This is a genomic window from Cytobacillus sp. ABV4_503 (assembly GCF_056158445.1).
In genome coordinates, this window is sequence record NZ_JBSWTH010000002.1 from 145,740 (window position 1) to 163,829 (window position 18,090).

Consider the following 18,090-nt stretch of genomic DNA (forward strand, 5'->3'; position numbering starts at 1 on the left):
AGTTGTATAAATTTGGTTTTAATGGGAATGCTAACAAAATAATAGTCGTATTGTGAAAATGTGGTTTTTGAAGTAAAAACCCTTTTTCTTTTTGTCTTATAAGAATGGAGGTTTGGCTAATGTCCCTGCACTTTTTCGGGAAAAGTCCAGCTTCTAAGCCGGTTCGCCGGCTGCTCTTTGCGCCATCGGTTTCGGGTCTAAAGCTTGTCGCCGATAGGCAGGCGCTCTCTAGCTTTTCTTATAAGATGATATAAATTGCTATTAGCAACAATAACGCTTGATTTGAGGGGTGAATCAGTTGACAGGTCAACTAGTTCAGTATGGACGACACCGCCAACGTAGAAGTTACGCACGAATCAGTGAAGTTTTAGAATTACCAAATCTAATCGAAATCCAAACCTCTTCTTATCAATGGTTTCTTGATGAGGGTTTACGAGAAATGTTCCATGATATTTCTCCGATTGAAGACTTTACTGGTAATTTGTCGCTTGAATTTATTGATTACAGCCTTGGCGAACCAAAATATTCCGTTGAGGAATCGAAAGAACGAGATGTTACATATTCTGCACCTTTACGTGTGAAAGTGCGTCTTGTAAACAAAGAAACAGGCGAAGTTAAAGACCAGGATGTCTTTATGGGTGACTTCCCGCTTATGACAGAGACAGGTACGTTCGTTATTAACGGAGCGGAGCGTGTCATTGTATCCCAGTTAGTACGTTCACCGAGCGTATATTTCAGTGGAAAGCTTGATAAAAACGGGAAAAAAGGCTTTACAGCAACCGTAATCCCGAACCGCGGCGCATGGCTTGAGTATGAAACAGATGCCAAAGACGTCGTATACGTCAGAATAGATCGTACTCGGAAACTGCCCGTTACGGTTCTTTTGCGTGCACTTGGGTTCGGCTCTGATCAAGAGATCATCGATTTGATTGGAGACAACGAGTACATTCGCAACACTCTTGAAAAAGATAATACTGAAAGTACAGAGAAAGCGCTACTTGAAATTTATGAGCGCCTTCGTCCGGGCGAACCGCCAACGGTCGAAAATGCGAAAAGCTTGCTTGTCTCAAGATTTTTTGATCCAAAGCGCTATGACCTGGCGAATGTTGGACGCTATAAGATCAATAAGAAGCTTCATATCAAAAATCGCCTGTTCGGTCAAAAACTGGCTGAAACGCTTGTGGATCCAGAAACTGGCGAAATCATTGCGGAAAAAGGCGTTACGCTTGACCGCCGCACATTAGACCGGATCATTCCTAACCTTGAGAAGGATATCGGCTTTAAAACCGTAAGCCTTTTGGGCGGAGTAGTAGATGATGAAGTCTTGCTTCAGTCTATTAAGATTTACGCGCCTAATGAAGATGGCGAAAAAGTCATCAATGTAATCGGCAATGCCTACGTTGAAGAAGCAGTGAAAAACATTTCACCTTCTGACATCATTGCATCAATCAGTTATTTCTTTAACCTTCTGCATTCTGTAGGAGATACAGATGATATCGACCATCTTGGAAACAGACGTCTTCGTTCAGTCGGAGAACTATTGCAGAACCAGTTCCGTATCGGTCTTTCCCGTATGGAGCGAGTGGTCCGCGAGAGAATGTCCATCCAGGATACAAATACCATTACACCTCAGCAGCTGATTAATATCCGCCCTGTTATTGCGTCAATTAAAGAGTTCTTTGGAAGCTCACAGTTGTCCCAGTTCATGGACCAGACAAATCCGCTTGCTGAGCTGACACATAAACGCCGTCTTTCTGCGTTAGGACCAGGTGGTCTGACACGTGAACGTGCAGGCTTCGAAGTACGTGACGTTCACTACTCTCACTATGGGCGTATGTGTCCGATTGAAACGCCGGAGGGACCAAACATCGGTTTGATTAACTCCCTATCTTCATTTGCGAAGGTAAACCGTTTCGGATTTATCGAAACACCATATCGCCGAATTGACCCTGAAACAGGGAAAGTTACATCGCGCATCGACTATCTGACAGCTGATGAAGAGGATAACTATGTAGTGGCCCAGGCGAATGCACTTCTTGGTGACGATGGTTCATTCCTTGACGAAGAAGTAGTAGCCCGTTTCAAAGGGGAAAACACAGTTGTGAAACGCGACCGTGTTGACTACATGGATGTATCGCCTAAACAGGTAGTTTCTGCTGCGACGGCATGTATTCCATTCCTGGAAAACGATGACTCCAACCGTGCCCTAATGGGAGCGAACATGCAGCGTCAGGCTGTGCCTTTGATGCAGCCGGAAGCGCCAAGAGTTGGTACTGGTATGGAATATGTATCAGGTAAAGACTCAGGTGCTGCAGTCATCTGTAAGCATGAGGGAATTGTTGAGCATGTAGAAGCGCGCGAAGTTTGGGTTCGCCGCATTCAAAACGTGGATGGCCAGGAAGTTAAAGGCGATCTTGATAAATACAGAATGCTTAAGTTCATCCGTTCCAACCAGGGAACTTGCTACAACCAGCGCCCAATCGTTGCTGTAGGCAACCGTGTAACAAAAGGAGAAATCCTTGCTGACGGACCTTCTATGGAACTTGGTGAACTGGCGCTTGGACGCAATGTTCTTGTGGCGTTCATGACATGGGATGGATATAACTACGAGGATGCGATCATTATGAGTGAGCGCCTTGTAAAAGATGATGTTTATACATCTATCCATATTGAAGAATATGAATCAGAATCACGCGATACAAAGCTTGGACCTGAAGAGATCACAAGAGATATCCCTAACGTTGGGGAAGATGCACTGCGCAATCTGGACGAACGCGGAATTATCCGCACAGGTGCGGAAGTAAAAGATGGCGACCTTCTTGTTGGTAAAGTGACTCCTAAAGGGGTAACGGAACTGACGGCTGAAGAAAGGCTATTGCACGCAATCTTTGGTGAAAAAGCACGTGAAGTCCGCGATACTTCCCTTCGTGTTCCACACGGCGGAGGCGGTATCGTACTGGATGTTAAAGTGTTTAACAGGGAAGACGGAGATGAACTTCCTCCAGGTGTAAACCAGCTTGTACGTGTATATATCGTTCAGAAGCGTAAAATCTCTGAAGGGGACAAGATGGCCGGACGCCACGGCAACAAAGGTGTTATCTCCCGTATTTTACCGGAAGAAGATATGCCTTACCTGCCGGATGGCACTCCAGTAGACATCATGTTAAACCCTCTTGGGGTTCCATCTCGTATGAACATCGGACAGGTGCTTGAGCTTCACCTTGGTATGGCTGCCAGAGCACTGGGCATTCACGTAGCATCTCCTGTATTCGATGGTGCCCGTGAGGAAGATGTGTGGGCAACGATCGAAGAAGCAGGCATGGCGCGCGATGCAAAAACTGTTCTTTATGATGGACGTTCAGGCGAGCCGTTTGACAACCGTGTCTCAGTTGGTGTCATGTATATGATCAAACTGGCGCACATGGTTGACGATAAGCTCCATGCCCGTTCAACAGGACCTTATTCTCTTGTTACGCAGCAGCCATTGGGCGGTAAAGCTCAGTTCGGCGGACAGCGTTTCGGTGAGATGGAGGTTTGGGCACTTGAAGCATATGGTGCTGCCTATACACTTCAGGAAATCTTAACGGTTAAGTCCGATGACGTCGTTGGACGTGTTAAGACTTATGAATCAATCGTCAAAGGCGAGAATGTTCCTGAACCAGGCGTGCCGGAGTCATTCAAGGTACTAATCAAAGAACTTCAAAGTTTAGGTATGGATGTTAAGATCCTTTCTGGCGATGAAGAAGAAATTGAAATGCGCGATCTGGAAGACGAAGATGATGTTCAGCAGGCTGAATCATTGACAATCGCTCCGGAAACGCAAAACGAAGAGCAAGCAGTTACGAAAGAATAATTTAATATAAATTCCTTAATCCCTGGGCGCTCCGCCAAATGGCGGAGGCTGCTGGGGATATTATTGGCACTTTTGCTGTTTGAGCAATAAGGGTAAAACCCGGAGATCAAAAGGGAGGTAGGCCCCTTGCTAGATGTAAACAATTTCGAGTATATGAAAATAGGTCTTGCTTCACCGGATAAGATACGCTCTTGGTCACATGGTGAGGTTAAGAAGCCTGAAACGATCAACTATCGTACATTAAAACCTGAAAAGGACGGTCTATTCTGCGAACGCATTTTCGGACCGACGAAAGACTGGGAATGTCACTGCGGAAAGTATAAGCGTGTTCGATACAAAGGCGTTGTCTGTGATCGATGCGGCGTTGAAGTAACACGTGCAAAAGTGCGCCGTGAAAGAATGGGCCACATTGAACTTGCAGCCCCTGTATCCCACATTTGGTACTTCAAAGGCATCCCAAGCCGTATGGGTCTTGTGCTGGACATGTCTCCGCGTGCACTTGAGGAAGTTATTTACTTCGCTTCTTATGTTGTAACGGATCCAGGCGATACGGCTCTTGAAAAGAAGCAGCTGCTTTCTGAAAAAGAATACCGTGCATACCGCGAAAAGTACGGAAACAAGTTCCAGGCATCCATGGGTGCTGAATCCATTAAGAAACTTCTTTCTGACATAGACCTCAATAAAGAAGTAGATACCCTTAAAGAGGAACTGAAAACTGCCCAGGGCCAGCGACGCACTCGTGCCATCAAGCGCCTGGAAGTCCTTGAAGCTTTCCGGGGCTCCGGAAATGAACCATCTTGGATGATTCTGGATGTTCTTCCGGTTATTCCTCCAGAGCTTCGCCCGATGGTACAGCTGGACGGCGGACGTTTTGCGACTTCCGACTTGAATGATCTGTACCGCCGTGTAATCAACCGCAACAACCGCTTAAAGCGTTTATTGGACCTTGGTGCTCCAAGCATTATTGTTCAAAACGAAAAGCGTATGCTTCAGGAAGCTGTAGATGCGCTAATCGATAACGGCCGCCGCGGGAGACCGGTAACAGGACCAGGAAACCGTCCATTAAAATCCCTGTCACATATGCTTAAAGGGAAACAGGGCCGTTTCCGCCAAAACTTGCTTGGTAAGCGTGTTGACTATTCCGGCCGTTCGGTTATCGTCGTAGGACCAAACTTAAAAATGTACCAGTGCGGACTTCCAAAAGAAATGGCATTGGAATTATTCAAGCCATTCGTTATGAAGGAATTGGTGGAAAAGGGCTTAGCTCACAACATCAAGTCTGCAAAACGCAAGATCGAAAGAGTGCAGCCGGAAGTTTGGGATGTTCTTGAGAGTGTTATTAAAGAGCACCCTGTATTGCTTAACCGTGCCCCAACTCTTCACAGACTCGGAATTCAGGCATTCGAACCGACTTTAGTTGAAGGACGCGCTATTCGTCTTCACCCGCTTGTATGTACTGCTTACAACGCAGACTTTGACGGTGACCAAATGGCTGTTCACGTGCCGCTTTCAGCAGAAGCACAGGCAGAAGCCCGCTTGCTGATGCTTGCAGCACAGAACATTCTGAATCCGAAAGACGGTAAGCCAGTTGTTACTCCTTCACAGGATATGGTATTAGGTAACTACTACCTGACCCTTGAAAGAGCGAACGCTGTTGGCGAAGGCATGATTTTTAAAGATACAAGCGAAGCACTGCTTGCCTATCAGAACGGCTATGTGCACTTGCATACAAGAGTAGCTGTCCATGCTGGATCCTTAAATAATCAGACATTTACTGAAGAACAAAATAAAAAGCTTTTATTAACTACGGTTGGTAAGCTTATTTTCAACGAAATTCTGCCTGAGACATTCCCGTTCATTAACGAGCCTACAAAAGAAAACCTTGAGATTGAAACTCCTGCGAAATATTTTGTAGAGCCTGCTACTGATGTAGCTGCTGTTATCAAGGAAATGCCTCTTGTAGATCCGTTTAAGAAAAAAATCCTTGGAAACATTATTGCGGAAGTCTTTAAACGCTTCAAAATCACTGAAACGTCCAAAATGCTTGACCGCATGAAAAACCTTGGATTCAGGCACTCCACAAAAGCCGGTATCACAGTCGGTGTTGCTGATATCGTGGTATTAAGGGAGAAGCAGGAAATTATCCAGGAAGCACAGGGCAAGGTTGATAATGTCATGAAACAGTTCCGACGCGGTCTTATTACCGAAGACGAGCGTTATGATCGTGTTATTTCAATCTGGAGTGCAGCGAAAGATAATATCCAGGCAAAATTGATGAAGTCATTGGATAAATCCAACCCAATCTTCATGATGAGTGACTCCGGTGCCCGTGGTAACGCGTCCAACTTCACTCAGTTAGCTGGTATGCGCGGACTCATGGCCAACCCGGCTGGACGGATCATTGAATTACCGATTAAATCAAGTTTCCGTGAAGGCTTAACTGTACTCGAGTACTTTATTTCTACACACGGTGCCCGTAAAGGTCTTGCTGATACAGCTCTTAAAACGGCTGACTCAGGTTACCTGACTCGCCGCCTTGTTGACGTTGCGCAGGATGTCATTGTTCGTGATGATGATTGCGGAACTGACCGCGGATTGCTGATTGCATCCCTTAAGGATGGCACTGAAGTCATTGAAGCGCTGGAAGAGCGTCTGATTGGCCGATATGCAAGAAGAAATATCAAGCACCCTGAAACAAAAGAAGTGATTGTACCTGAAAACGGCCTGATCACTGAAGATATCGCCACTGAGATTGTCTCATCCGGCATTGAAGAAGTGTGGATCCGTTCTGCATTCACTTGTAACACTCGTCATGGTGTATGTAAGAAATGCTACGGCCGTAACTTAGCTACTGGTCAAGAAGTGGAAGTTGGTGAAGCAGTAGGTATCATTGCTGCCCAGTCTATCGGTGAACCAGGTACACAGTTAACGATGCGTACTTTCCATACCGGTGGGGTAGCAGGAGACGATATCACTCAAGGTTTACCTCGTATCCAGGAAATTTTTGAAGCGCGTAACCCTAAAGGTCAAGCAGTCATTTCAGAAATTGATGGTGTGGTAGTTGGCATCAATGAAGGCCGCGACCGTCAGCATGAAATTGTTGTTCAGGGTGAAGTGGAGTCCAAGACTTATACAGCACCTTATACAGCCCGCTTAAAAGTAGCTGTAAACGACGAAGTAGTGCGTGGACAGGAACTAACTGAAGGTTCAATTGACCCTAAAGAGTTAATTAAGGTGAAAGATGTAACAGCTGTTCAAGAATACTTGCTGCGTGAAGTTCAGAAGGTATACCGCATGCAGGGTGTTGAAATTGGCGATAAGCACATCGAGGTAATGGTCCGCCAGATGCTTCGCAAAGTGCGTGTAATTGATGCAGCAGAAACAGATGTACTTCCAGGTACTCTGCTTGATATCCATCAATTTACAGATGCCAATGAGAAAGCCCTTCTTGCTGGAAAAATGCCTGCAACAGGACGTCCGGTTCTGCTTGGTATCACAAAAGCATCTCTTGAAACAGATTCATTCTTATCAGCAGCATCCTTCCAGGAGACGACAAGAGTTCTTACCGATGCAGCGATTAAAGGCAAGCGTGATGAGCTTCTTGGCCTGAAAGAAAATGTAATTATAGGTAAACTTGTCCCAGCCGGAACAGGTATGCAGCGATACAGAAGGGCAGAGCCTTATACAAATGAGGAAACTGCCGAAGATACTGTTACTGTAGAATAATGTATTCATTGCGGTGCTTGCTTATTTACCAGCAAGTACCGCATTTTAAAGTGAATAAAAGAAATAAAAATCATTTTGCTTGTTGACATCGAAAAATGAAGATGGTACTATAGCAAAGGTGCTCCTATTCACCGGATACTTTGGAGGATGTCGTAAATGTCTTATGATAAAGTATTGCAGGCAAAAAGTTTTATTGTAGGAACAAAGCAAACAGTCAAAGCTCTTAAACTGGGAACCATCGATGAAGTCGTAGTCGCCAGTGATGCTGATCCTAGGGTTACAGCTAAAGTGGTTAGTACAGCGAATGAGATGAACGTTCCGATTGTGTATGTGGAATCGATGAAAAAGCTCGGTAAAGCATGCGGAATCGAAGTTGGGGCAGCAGCTGTTGCCATATCTTTTTAAAAACTGTTTTTGTAGATTGGTATCTGCAAGAACTTTGTTTTTGCATCAAAATGAACCACCTGGATGTGTGGGCTTAAACAAATTCGAAGGGAGGAAAAATCAAATGCCTACTATTAACCAATTAGTGCGCAAGCCTCGTCAAACTAAGTCAGAGAAGTCAAATTCACCAGCTCTTAACAAAGGCTACAATAGCTTCAAGAAAGCTCAAACAAACGTAGCTTCACCTCAAAAGCGTGGTGTTTGTACTCGTGTTGGTACAATGACTCCTAAGAAACCGAACTCTGCATTACGTAAATATGCTCGTGTTCGTTTAACAAACGGTATCGAGGTTAATGCTTACATTCCTGGTATCGGACACAACCTTCAAGAGCACAGTGTTGTTCTTATCCGTGGAGGACGTGTAAAAGACTTACCGGGTGTGCGTTACCACATCGTGCGCGGCGCTTTAGATACTGCTGGTGTTAACAACCGTATGCAAGGCCGTTCTAAATACGGTGCTAAGCGTCCAAAAGCAGCTAAAAAATAATTCTAATTAATAGACAACCATCTTTGAAAGGAGGAACAATCCATGCCACGTAAAGGTCCTGTAGCAAAAAGAGACGTATTGCCGGATCCGATTTACAACTCAAAGCTAGTTAGCCGTCTGATCAACAAAATGATGATCGATGGTAAGAGAGGTAAATCTCAAGCTATTCTTTACTCTGCGTTCGATATCATCAGCGAGCGCACTGGCAAAGAGCCAATGGAAGTTTTCGATCAGGCGCTTAAAAACATCATGCCTGTACTTGAAGTAAGAGCACGCCGTGTAGGTGGAGCTAACTACCAAGTACCAGTTGAGGTGCGTCCTGACCGCCGTACTACTCTTGGTCTTCGCTGGTTAGTAAACTATGCGCGTCTTCGCGGAGAAAAGACAATGGAAGAGCGTTTAGCTAACGAAATCCTTGATGCAGCTAACAACACTGGTGCATCTGTTAAGAAGCGTGAAGATACACACAAAATGGCAGAAGCGAACAAAGCGTTTGCTCACTACCGCTGGTAAGATATATAGCACAACTAAAATAACACTCATACTAGGAAGGAGAAAGACCCAATGGCTAGAGAGTTCTCCTTAGAAAATACTCGCAATATCGGTATCATGGCTCACATTGATGCCGGTAAAACAACAACAACTGAGCGTGTACTTTACTACACTGGCCGTATCCACAAAATCGGTGAAACACACGAAGGTGCTTCACAGATGGACTGGATGGAGCAGGAGCAAGAGCGTGGAATCACAATCACTTCTGCTGCGACAACTGCACAGTGGAAAGGCCACCGCGTAAACATCATTGACACTCCTGGACACGTAGACTTCACAGTTGAAGTTGAGCGTTCACTTCGTGTTCTTGATGGTGCGGTTGCTGTACTGGATGCACAATCAGGCGTTGAGCCTCAAACTGAAACAGTTTGGCGCCAGGCTACTACTTACGGAGTACCACGTGTGGTATTCGTAAACAAAATGGATAAAATCGGTGCTGACTTCTTGTACTCATTGAAGACTCTTCATGATCGTCTTCAAGCTAATGCAGCAGCAATCCAATTACCAATCGGTGCTGAAGATCAGTTCGAAGGCATCATCGATCTTATCACAATGAAAGCTACGTTCTACGGTAACGACCTTGGTACTGATATCGAAGAGCGTGATATCCCAGAAGAATACATGGATCAAGCTGAAGAATACCGTGAAAAGTTAATTGAAGCGGTTGCTGAACTTGATGAAGAATTAATGGAGAAATACCTTGGCGGTGAAGAAATCACTAACGAAGAGCTAAAAGCAGCTATTCGTCAAGGTACAGTAAACGTTGAGTTCTATCCTGTAATCTGTGGGTCTGCTTTCAAAAATAAAGGTGTTCAAAAGATGCTGGATGCAGTAATCGATTATCTTCCTTCTCCATTGGATGTACCAGCTATTAAAGGTACACTTCCTGATTCGGAAGAAGAGGTTACACGTCCTTCTAGCGATGATGCACCTTTCTCAGCTCTTGCGTTTAAAGTTATGACTGACCCTTACGTCGGTAAACTTACATTCTTCCGTGTTTACTCTGGTACATTGAACTCAGGTTCTTATGTACAGAACTCTACTAAAGGGAAGCGTGAGCGTGTAGGTCGTATCCTGCAAATGCACGCTAACTCTCGTGAAGAGATTTCAGTAGTTCACGCTGGAGATATTGCAGCAGCTGTTGGTCTTAAAGATACTAGTACTGGAGATACACTATGTGATGAAAAGAATCTTGTTATTCTTGAGTCTATGGAGTTCCCAGAACCAGTTATCTCATTATCTATCGAGCCGAAATCTAAGGCTGACCAAGATAAAATGACTACTGCTCTGCAAAAACTTCAAGAAGAAGATCCTACATTCCGCGCACATACTGACCAGGAAACTGGACAGGTTATTATCGCCGGTATGGGTGAGCTTCACCTTGATATTCTAGTTGACCGTATGAGACGTGAATTTAAAGTGGAAGCAAACGTAGGTGCACCTCAGGTTGCATACCGCGAAACTTTCCGTTCTTCAGCCCAGGTTGAAGGTAAATTTGCCCGTCAATCCGGTGGACGCGGACAATTCGGTCATGTATGGATCGAATTTGCTCCAAATGAAGAAGGTAAAGGCTTCGAATTCGAAAACGGCATTGTCGGTGGTGTTGTTCCGCGTGAATACATCCCTGCAGTTCAAGCTGGTCTTGAAGATGCTCTCGACAGAGGAGTACTTGCTGGATTCCCATTAGTAGATATCAAAGCTAGACTATTTGATGGTTCTTACCATGATGTCGACTCTTCTGAAATGGCATTTAAAATTGCTGCCTCTATGGCACTTAAAAATGCTGCGTCAAAATGTAATCCTGTAATTCTTGAGCCGGTTATGAAAGTTGAAGTAGTAATCCCTGAAGAATACATGGGTGATATCATGGGTGATGTTACATCACGCCGTGGACGCGTTGAAGGTATGGAAGCACGCGGTAACGCTCAAGTAGTTCGTGCAATGGTTCCACTTTCAGAAATGTTTGGCTACGCAACTGCATTGCGTTCTAATACGCAAGGCCGCGGTACATTCTCAATGCACTTCGACCACTATGAAGAAGTACCAAAATCAATTTCTGAAGAAATCATTAAAAAAAATAAAGGTGAATAATTGATTTTACCTTTTTAATAAAGTATAACTACTATTGTAGGCAAAACGCGCTGTGGGAAGGGAAACCTCTCCGCAGCATAAAATACTTAACTTTTATAATCTAAAGGAGGATTTTTCAAATGGCAAAAGCTAAATTTGACCGTTCAAAACCCCATGTTAACATCGGTACTATCGGACACGTTGACCATGGTAAAACTACTTTAACTGCAGCTATCACAACAGTTCTTTCTAAGAAGGGCGGCGGTGAAGCACGCGGATACGATCAAATCGACGCGGCTCCTGAAGAGCGCGAGCGTGGAATCACAATCTCAACTGCACACGTTGAGTATGAGACTGAAAGCCGTCACTATGCACACGTTGACTGCCCAGGTCACGCTGACTATGTTAAGAACATGATCACTGGTGCTGCTCAAATGGACGGCGGAATCCTAGTTGTTTCTGCTGCTGACGGCCCAATGCCACAAACTCGTGAGCACATCCTACTTTCTCGTCAGGTTGGTGTTCCATTCCTTGTTGTATTCATGAACAAGTGTGACATGGTTGATGACGAAGAGCTTCTAGAGCTAGTTGAAATGGAAGTTCGCGATCTTCTTTCTGAGTATGAATTCCCTGGCGATGATATCCCAGTTGTTAAAGGTTCTGCTCTTAAAGCACTTGAAGGAGAGCCTGAGTGGGAAGCTAAAATCGAAGAGCTTATGGCTGCTGTTGATGAGTACATCCCTACTCCAACTCGTGACACTGACAAGCCATTCATGATGCCTGTTGAGGACGTATTCTCAATCACTGGCCGTGGTACTGTTGCTACAGGACGTGTTGAGCGTGGACAAGTTAAAGTCGGTGACGTTATTGAAATCATCGGTCTTGCTGAAGAGCCAAAATCAACAACTGTAACTGGTGTAGAAATGTTCCGTAAGCTTCTTGACTATGCAGAAGCTGGAGACAATATTGGTGCCCTACTTCGTGGTGTAGCACGTGAAGATATCCAACGTGGACAAGTACTTGCTAAGCCAGGTTCAATCACTCCACACACTAAGTTCAAAGCTGAAGTATACGTTCTTTCAAAAGAAGAAGGTGGACGTCACACTCCATTCTTCACAAACTACCGTCCTCAGTTCTACTTCCGTACAACTGATGTAACTGGTATCTGTAATCTTCCTGAAGGCGTAGAAATGGTTATGCCTGGAGATAACATCGAAATGACTGTAGAACTAATCGCTCCAATCGCTATCGAAGAAGGTACTAAGTTCTCTATCCGTGAGGGTGGACGTACTGTAGGCGCTGGCGTAGTTGCTACAATCCAAGAGTAATCTCAATTATTAAAAACAGATGGGTGACGACCCATCTGTTTTTTTGTCTTTTAGCGCTGAGCGCAGAGTTGTATTTCTGGAAAAGCCGGAATAACAAATATGTATGTGCGCTGGTAACCTAATAGCACGACACTTTTTTGATCATAGTGCAACTTGGCACTCTGACCGAAGAAAAAGAACGAACTTGCCAAATCCCTTTCATCTGAACACATCTAGCTGAGGCGGTTGAACCAATTTAAATGAAACAAATTTCTTTATTTCAATCTACTTTCTTCTATATATAATTACCTTTTCTAACAATCCTCCCTCTGCAGATTCCAAGTACCTAAAGCAAATATTTAGACTTCTTCCTATACTATTGAAAACTTTATATTCAGCAGTTATAATAGTAAAAGTGTGCGAAACATAAAGAAATAACATATACATGTTGCATTTCATTTATTGTTTCTGTATAATAGACAATGTTGGTCTTTGACTGCGATGATGTGAAAGGTTGCTGACACACCCGGCCGCTTTGCCATGGCGAGTGTGTGGGAAATTTTCACGGAGAATGTCTATATTAAAATAGGCGAAAAGGAGGGAAAATAATGGCAAAACAAAAAATTCGTATTCGTTTAAAAGCGTATGATCACAGAATTCTTGATCAATCAGCAGAAAAGATTGTTGAGACTGCAAAACGTTCTGGTGCGGCTGTTTCTGGTCCGATTCCATTACCAACTGAAAAGTCTATTTACACAATCCTACGTGCGGTTCACAAGTACAAAGACTCTCGTGAACAGTTCGAAATGCGTACGCATAAACGTCTAATCGACATCGTTAACCCAACACCACAAACGGTTGATTCTCTAATGCGTTTAGACTTACCGTCTGGTGTAGATATCGAAATCAAACTTTAATCAATAAATAATTATAAGAAACTTAGGAGGTGTGACTGAAATGACCAAAGGAATCTTAGGAAGAAAGATTGGTATGACTCAAGTATTTGCTGAAAACGGTGATCTTATCCCGGTAACAGTTGTTGAGGCAGCAGCTAACGTTGTTCTTCAGAAGAAATCAGTTGAAACTGATGGATACGAAGCAATCCAGATTGGATTTGAAGACAAGCGCGACAAGTTGTCCAACAAACCTGAAAAAGGGCATGTTGCTAAAGCAAACACTGCTCCTAAGCGCTTCGTACGTGAATTCCGCGGAGCTGATTTAGGGCAATATGAAGTTGGTCAAGAAGTCAAAGTTGATATTTTCGCAGAAGGCGATACTGTTGATGTAACAGGAATTTCAAAAGGTAAAGGTTTCCAGGGTGCCATTAAGCGCCACGGACAATCTCGCGGGCCTATGGCTCACGGTTCTCGTTACCACCGTCGCCCTGGTTCAATGGGTCCTGTAGCTCCAAACCGTGTATTCAAAGGTAAATTATTGCCTGGACGTATGGGTGGAGAGCAAGTGACTGTACAAAACCTTGAAATCGTAAAAGTTGATGTTGAACGCAACCTTCTTTTGATCAAAGGTAATGTACCTGGTGCAAGAAAAGCATTAGTAAAAATCAAAAGTGCGGTAAAAGCATAATAATTAAACCGGAAAGGAGGAAAACAGAATGCCGAAAGTAGCATTGTTTAACCAAAGCGGATCTAAAGTTGGTGATATCGAACTTAATGATGCGATCTTTGGTATCGAGCCCAACCAGCACGTATTATTCGAAGCTGTTGTTATGCAAAGAGCTTCATTACGTCAAGGGACTCATAAAACTAAAATTCGTTCTGAAGTAGCGGGCGGAGGACGTAAGCCATGGCGCCAAAAAGGCACAGGCCGTGCACGTCAAGGTTCTATCCGTTCACCACAATGGCGCGGAGGCGGTACTGTATTTGGTCCTGTACCACGCAGCTACAGCTACAAACTACCTAAAAAGGTTCGCCGTCTGGCAATCAAATCTGCGTTATCTTCTAAAGTGTTAGAAGAAAACATCCTAGTATTAGAAGGCCTTGCTTTCGAAGCTCCTAAAACTAAAGACTTTAAAGGTGTATTAACTGGTCTTTCTGTTGATTCTAAAGCACTTATCGTAACTGCTGACCTAGATGAGAACGTAGCACTATCTGCTCGTAACATTCCTGGTGTAACAGTTGTGTCTGCTTCTGGAATCACTGTTTTAGATGTTTTAAACCATGATAAGCTTATCATGACGAAAGCAGCGGTTGAAAAAGTAGAGGAGGTGCTTGCATAATGGATGCACGCGAAATCATTAAGCGCCCCGTAATCACTGAACGTTCTACTGATATTATGGCTGATAAAAAATATACGTTCGAAGTTGACGTACGAGCTAACAAGACTCAAGTTAAAGACGCTGTTGAGCAAATCTTTGGCGTAAAAGTTGAGAAAGTTAACATCATGAACTACAAAGGCAAGTTCAAGCGTATGGGCAAATTCGGCGGTTACACTAACAAACGCCGTAAAGCAATCGTTAAATTAACAGCTGAAAGCCAAGAAATCGAGCTATTTGAAGCTTAATTACTATAACTAGAAGAGGAGGGAAACGAAATGGCGATTAAAAAGTATAAACCTACCTCTAATGGTCGTCGCGGCATGACGGTTTCTGATTTCGCAGAAATCACGACTAACCAACCAGAAAAGTCTTTACTTGCTCCTTTAAAGAGAAAAGGCGGCCGTAACAACCAAGGTAAGTTGACAGTTCGTCATCAAGGCGGCGGTCATAAACGTCAATATCGTATCATCGATTTTAAACGTAACAAAGATGGCATTCCAGGACGCGTTGCCACAATCGAATATGATCCAAACCGCTCTGCAAATATTGCACTAATTAACTATGTAGATGGAGAAAAGCGTTACATCCTTGCACCTAAGAACTTACAGGTGGGCATGGAAGTAATGTCTGGTCCTGAAGCAGATATCAAAGTGGGTAATGCACTTCCACTAGCTAACATTCCAGTGGGTACTGTAATCCACAACATCGAATTAAAACCTGGCAAAGGCGGACAATTAGTACGTTCTGCTGGTACTTCTGCACAAGTTCTTGGTAAAGAAGGCAAGTATGTATTAGTTCGTTTAAACTCTGGTGAAGTTCGCATGATTCTTGCTGAGTGCCGTGCAACTGTAGGTCAGGTTGGCAACGAGCAGCACGAACTTATTAACATTGGTAAAGCAGGTCGTTCACGCTGGTTAGGCAAGCGCCCAACTGTACGTGGATCTGTAATGAACCCTAACGATCACCCACACGGTGGTGGTGAAGGACGTGCGCCAATCGGACGTAAGTCTCCAATGACTCCTTGGGGCAAACCAACACTTGGTTACAAGACACGCAAGAAAAACAACAAATCAGACAAATTTATCGTACGTCGTCGTAAAAAATAACGGGATTGTACTACGGTTCCAAATTAGAACCGTAGAGCAATCACGAAGGGAGGTTCAATCATGGGTCGCAGCTTAAAAAAAGGACCTTTTGTTGATGAACATTTAATGACAAAGATCGAAAAGCTTAACGAAACAGAAAGCAAGCAAGTTACAAAAACTTGGTCTCGCCGTTCTACGATCTTCCCACAATTCATCGGACACACAATCGCAGTTTATGATGGTCGTAAACATGTGCCTGTATACATCACTGAAGACATGGTAGGCCACAAGCTTGGAGAATTTGCTCCAACTCGTGCGTACAAAGGCCATGGCAATGATGATAAGAAAACAAGACGTTAATGAGAGGAGGGCATTCTAATGCAAGCTAAAGCTGTTGCAAGAACAGTTCGTATTGCTCCTCGTAAAGCTCGTTTAGTCGTAGATTTAATTCGAGGAAAGCAAGTAGGCGAAGCAGTAGCGATTTTAAACCTTACACCTAAAGCTGCTTCTCCAATCGTAGAGAAAGTTTTAAAATCTGCACTAGCTAACGCTGAGCACAACTACGAAATGGACGTTAACAATCTGGTAGTTGCTCAAGCATTCGTAGACGAAGGACCAACTTTAAAACGTTTCCGTCCTCGCGCTATGGGCCGTGCAAGCCAAATCAACAAGCGCACTAGCCATATTACTATCGTTTTATCAGAAAAGAAGGAGGGATAATCAGTGGGTCAAAAAGTAAATCCAGTCGGTTTGCGTGTCGGTGTCATCCGTGATTGGGAGTCAAAATGGTACGCAGGCAAAGACTATGCTGATCTTTTACACGAAGACCTTAAGGTTCGTGAGTACATCACAAAGCGCTTAAGCGATGCTTCTGTTTCTAAAGTAGAAATCGAACGTGCTGCTAATCGCCTGAACATCACTATCCACACTGCGAAACCAGGAATGGTTATCGGTAAAGGTGGTACTGAGGTTGAAGCACTTCGCAAGTCACTTAACTCATTAACTGGCAAGCGTGTTCATATCAACATTCTTGAAATTAAAAGAGCAGATATTGATGCGAAATTGGTTGCGGAAAACATTGCTCGTCAATTAGAAAACCGCGTATCTTTCCGTCGTGCTCAAAAACAAACTATTCAACGTGCAATGCGCGCTGGCGCTAAGGGTATCAAAACAATGGTATCTGGTCGTTTAGGCGGTGCTGATATCGCTCGTTCAGAATCATACAGCGAAGGAACAGTTCCACTTCATACTCTTCGTGCTGATATCGATTATGCTACAGCTGAAGCTGATACAACTTACGGTAAATTGGGCGTAAAAGTATGGATCTATCGTGGAGAGGTCCTTCCTACTAAGAAGAAAACTGGGGAAGGAGGCAAATAATATGTTATTGCCAAAGCGCGTTAAATATCGTCGTGTACACCGCGGAAAAATGCGTGGTCAATCAAAAGGCGGAACTGAAGTAAACTTCGGTGAATATGGCCTTCAAGCTCTTGAAGCTTCTTGGATCACTAACCGTCAAATTGAATCTGCACGTATTGCAATGACTCGTTACATGAAACGTGGCGGTAAGGTTTGGATTCAAATTTTCCCGCATAAGCCTTACACTGCAAAGCCTCTAGAAGTCCGCATGGGTTCCGGTAAAGGGGCTCCAGAAGGATGGGTTGCAGTTGTTAAGCCTGGTAAAGTAATGTTCGAAATCGCTGGTGTATCTGAAGAGATCGCTCGTGAAGCATTACGTCTTGCATCACACAAACTTCCAGTTAAGTGCAAGTTTGTAAAACGAGAAGAAATTGGTGGTGAATCAAATGAAAGCTAATGAAATTCGTGACCTTACCACTGCCGAAATTGAACAAAAAGTAAAATCATTAAAAGAAGAGCTTTTCAACCTTCGCTTTCAATTGGCGACTGGACAACTTGAAAACACAGCTCGCATTCGTGAAGTACGCAAAGCGATTGCCCGCATGAAAACTGTTATTCGTGAAAGAGAAATCGGCTTTAGCAAGTGATATTGAGAGGAGGTTCGCACAATGAGTGAACGCAACCAACGCAAAGTTTACACTGGACGCGTCGTTTCTGACAAAATGGATAAGACAGTAACGGTTCTTGTCGAAACTTACAAAAAGCATCCACTTTACGGTAAACGCGTTAAGTACTCTAAAAAGTTCAAAGCTCATGATGAGCAAAACCAAGCAAAAACTGGCGATATCGTTCGTATTATGGAAACTCGTCCACTATCTGCGACTAAACGCTTCCGTCTTGTAGAAGTAGTTGAAAAAGCAGTTATTATCTAA

18 protein-coding genes are annotated in these 18,090 nt (G+C 43.9%); all 18 read left to right on the forward strand.

What is annotated here, in order from left to right; all coding sequences use genetic code 11:
* Nucleotides 1-298 precede the first annotated feature (298 nt).
* The 18 genes from rpoB (at nucleotide 299) to rpsQ (ending at nucleotide 18,090) form a co-directional block, all read left to right on the forward strand.
* Complete coding sequence (gene rpoB, locus ACXAD1_RS25760; RefSeq protein ID WP_206845696.1) at nucleotides 299-3,853, forward strand: DNA-directed RNA polymerase subunit beta; 3,555 nt, start codon at nucleotides 299-301, stop codon at nucleotides 3,851-3,853.
* A 126-nt stretch (nucleotides 3,854-3,979) separates the two neighbouring features.
* Nucleotides 3,980-7,579, forward strand: a complete 3,600-nt coding sequence (rpoC, locus tag ACXAD1_RS25765) for a DNA-directed RNA polymerase subunit beta' (protein ID WP_206845695.1) — start codon at nucleotides 3,980-3,982, stop codon at nucleotides 7,577-7,579.
* 156 nt (nucleotides 7,580-7,735) lie between these two features.
* Nucleotides 7,736-7,984 (forward strand): 50S ribosomal protein L7ae-like protein, encoded by a 249-nt coding sequence (locus ACXAD1_RS25770; protein ID WP_206845694.1) that lies wholly within the window; start codon nucleotides 7,736-7,738, stop codon nucleotides 7,982-7,984.
* A 103-nt stretch (nucleotides 7,985-8,087) separates the two neighbouring features.
* Nucleotides 8,088-8,510 carry a 30S ribosomal protein S12 gene (rpsL, locus tag ACXAD1_RS25775; RefSeq protein WP_009336562.1) on the forward strand — a complete coding sequence of 141 codons (423 nt, stop codon included), beginning with the start codon at nucleotides 8,088-8,090 and terminating at the stop codon, nucleotides 8,508-8,510.
* Between the two features lie 42 nt (nucleotides 8,511-8,552).
* The gene (gene rpsG / locus ACXAD1_RS25780; RefSeq protein WP_009336565.1) at nucleotides 8,553-9,023 is read left to right on the forward strand and encodes a 30S ribosomal protein S7; all 471 of its coding nucleotides are present in this window, start codon (nucleotides 8,553-8,555) and stop codon (nucleotides 9,021-9,023) included.
* Nucleotides 9,024-9,074: 51 nt separating this feature from the next.
* Nucleotides 9,075-11,153, forward strand: coding sequence for an elongation factor G (fusA, locus tag ACXAD1_RS25785; RefSeq protein ID WP_206845693.1), 2,079 nt, complete (start codon nucleotides 9,075-9,077; stop codon nucleotides 11,151-11,153).
* A gap of 119 nt (nucleotides 11,154-11,272) precedes the next feature.
* Nucleotides 11,273-12,460, forward strand: a complete 1,188-nt coding sequence (tuf, locus tag ACXAD1_RS25790; RefSeq protein WP_206845692.1) for an elongation factor Tu — start codon at nucleotides 11,273-11,275, stop codon at nucleotides 12,458-12,460.
* Nucleotides 12,461-13,047: 587 nt separating this feature from the next.
* Nucleotides 13,048-13,356 carry a 30S ribosomal protein S10 gene (gene rpsJ / locus ACXAD1_RS25795; protein WP_009336571.1) on the forward strand — a complete coding sequence of 103 codons (309 nt, stop codon included), beginning with the start codon at nucleotides 13,048-13,050 and terminating at the stop codon, nucleotides 13,354-13,356.
* Nucleotides 13,357-13,396: 40 nt separating this feature from the next.
* Complete coding sequence (gene rplC, locus ACXAD1_RS25800; RefSeq protein ID WP_035332300.1) at nucleotides 13,397-14,023, forward strand: 50S ribosomal protein L3; 627 nt, start codon at nucleotides 13,397-13,399, stop codon at nucleotides 14,021-14,023.
* Nucleotides 14,024-14,051: 28 nt separating this feature from the next.
* Nucleotides 14,052-14,675: a 50S ribosomal protein L4 gene (gene rplD / locus ACXAD1_RS25805; RefSeq protein ID WP_035332298.1), complete on the forward strand. Its 624-nt coding sequence runs from the start codon at nucleotides 14,052-14,054 to the stop codon at nucleotides 14,673-14,675.
* Complete coding sequence (gene rplW / locus ACXAD1_RS25810; protein ID WP_009336576.1) at nucleotides 14,675-14,959, forward strand: 50S ribosomal protein L23; 285 nt, start codon at nucleotides 14,675-14,677, stop codon at nucleotides 14,957-14,959. Before rplD ends, rplW begins: the two co-directional genes overlap by 1 nt.
* A gap of 30 nt (nucleotides 14,960-14,989) precedes the next feature.
* The gene (gene rplB / locus ACXAD1_RS25815) at nucleotides 14,990-15,820 is read left to right on the forward strand and encodes a 50S ribosomal protein L2 (RefSeq protein WP_206845691.1); all 831 of its coding nucleotides are present in this window, start codon (nucleotides 14,990-14,992) and stop codon (nucleotides 15,818-15,820) included.
* 60 nt (nucleotides 15,821-15,880) lie between these two features.
* Nucleotides 15,881-16,159 carry a 30S ribosomal protein S19 gene (rpsS, locus tag ACXAD1_RS25820; RefSeq protein ID WP_009336580.1) on the forward strand — a complete coding sequence of 93 codons (279 nt, stop codon included), beginning with the start codon at nucleotides 15,881-15,883 and terminating at the stop codon, nucleotides 16,157-16,159.
* Nucleotides 16,160-16,177: 18 nt separating this feature from the next.
* Nucleotides 16,178-16,519: a 50S ribosomal protein L22 gene (gene rplV, locus ACXAD1_RS25825; RefSeq protein ID WP_009336582.1), complete on the forward strand. Its 342-nt coding sequence runs from the start codon at nucleotides 16,178-16,180 to the stop codon at nucleotides 16,517-16,519.
* A gap of 3 nt (nucleotides 16,520-16,522) precedes the next feature.
* Nucleotides 16,523-17,179: a 30S ribosomal protein S3 gene (gene rpsC / locus ACXAD1_RS25830; protein ID WP_009336585.1), complete on the forward strand. Its 657-nt coding sequence runs from the start codon at nucleotides 16,523-16,525 to the stop codon at nucleotides 17,177-17,179.
* Nucleotide 17,180: 1 nt separating this feature from the next.
* The gene (rplP, locus tag ACXAD1_RS25835; RefSeq protein ID WP_009336587.1) at nucleotides 17,181-17,615 is read left to right on the forward strand and encodes a 50S ribosomal protein L16; all 435 of its coding nucleotides are present in this window, start codon (nucleotides 17,181-17,183) and stop codon (nucleotides 17,613-17,615) included.
* Entirely contained in the window at nucleotides 17,605-17,805 is a 201-nt protein-coding gene (gene rpmC / locus ACXAD1_RS25840; protein ID WP_009336588.1) for a 50S ribosomal protein L29, read from the forward strand. Before rplP ends, rpmC begins: the two co-directional genes overlap by 11 nt.
* A gap of 21 nt (nucleotides 17,806-17,826) precedes the next feature.
* Entirely contained in the window at nucleotides 17,827-18,090 is a 264-nt protein-coding gene (gene rpsQ, locus ACXAD1_RS25845) for a 30S ribosomal protein S17 (protein WP_009336589.1), read from the forward strand.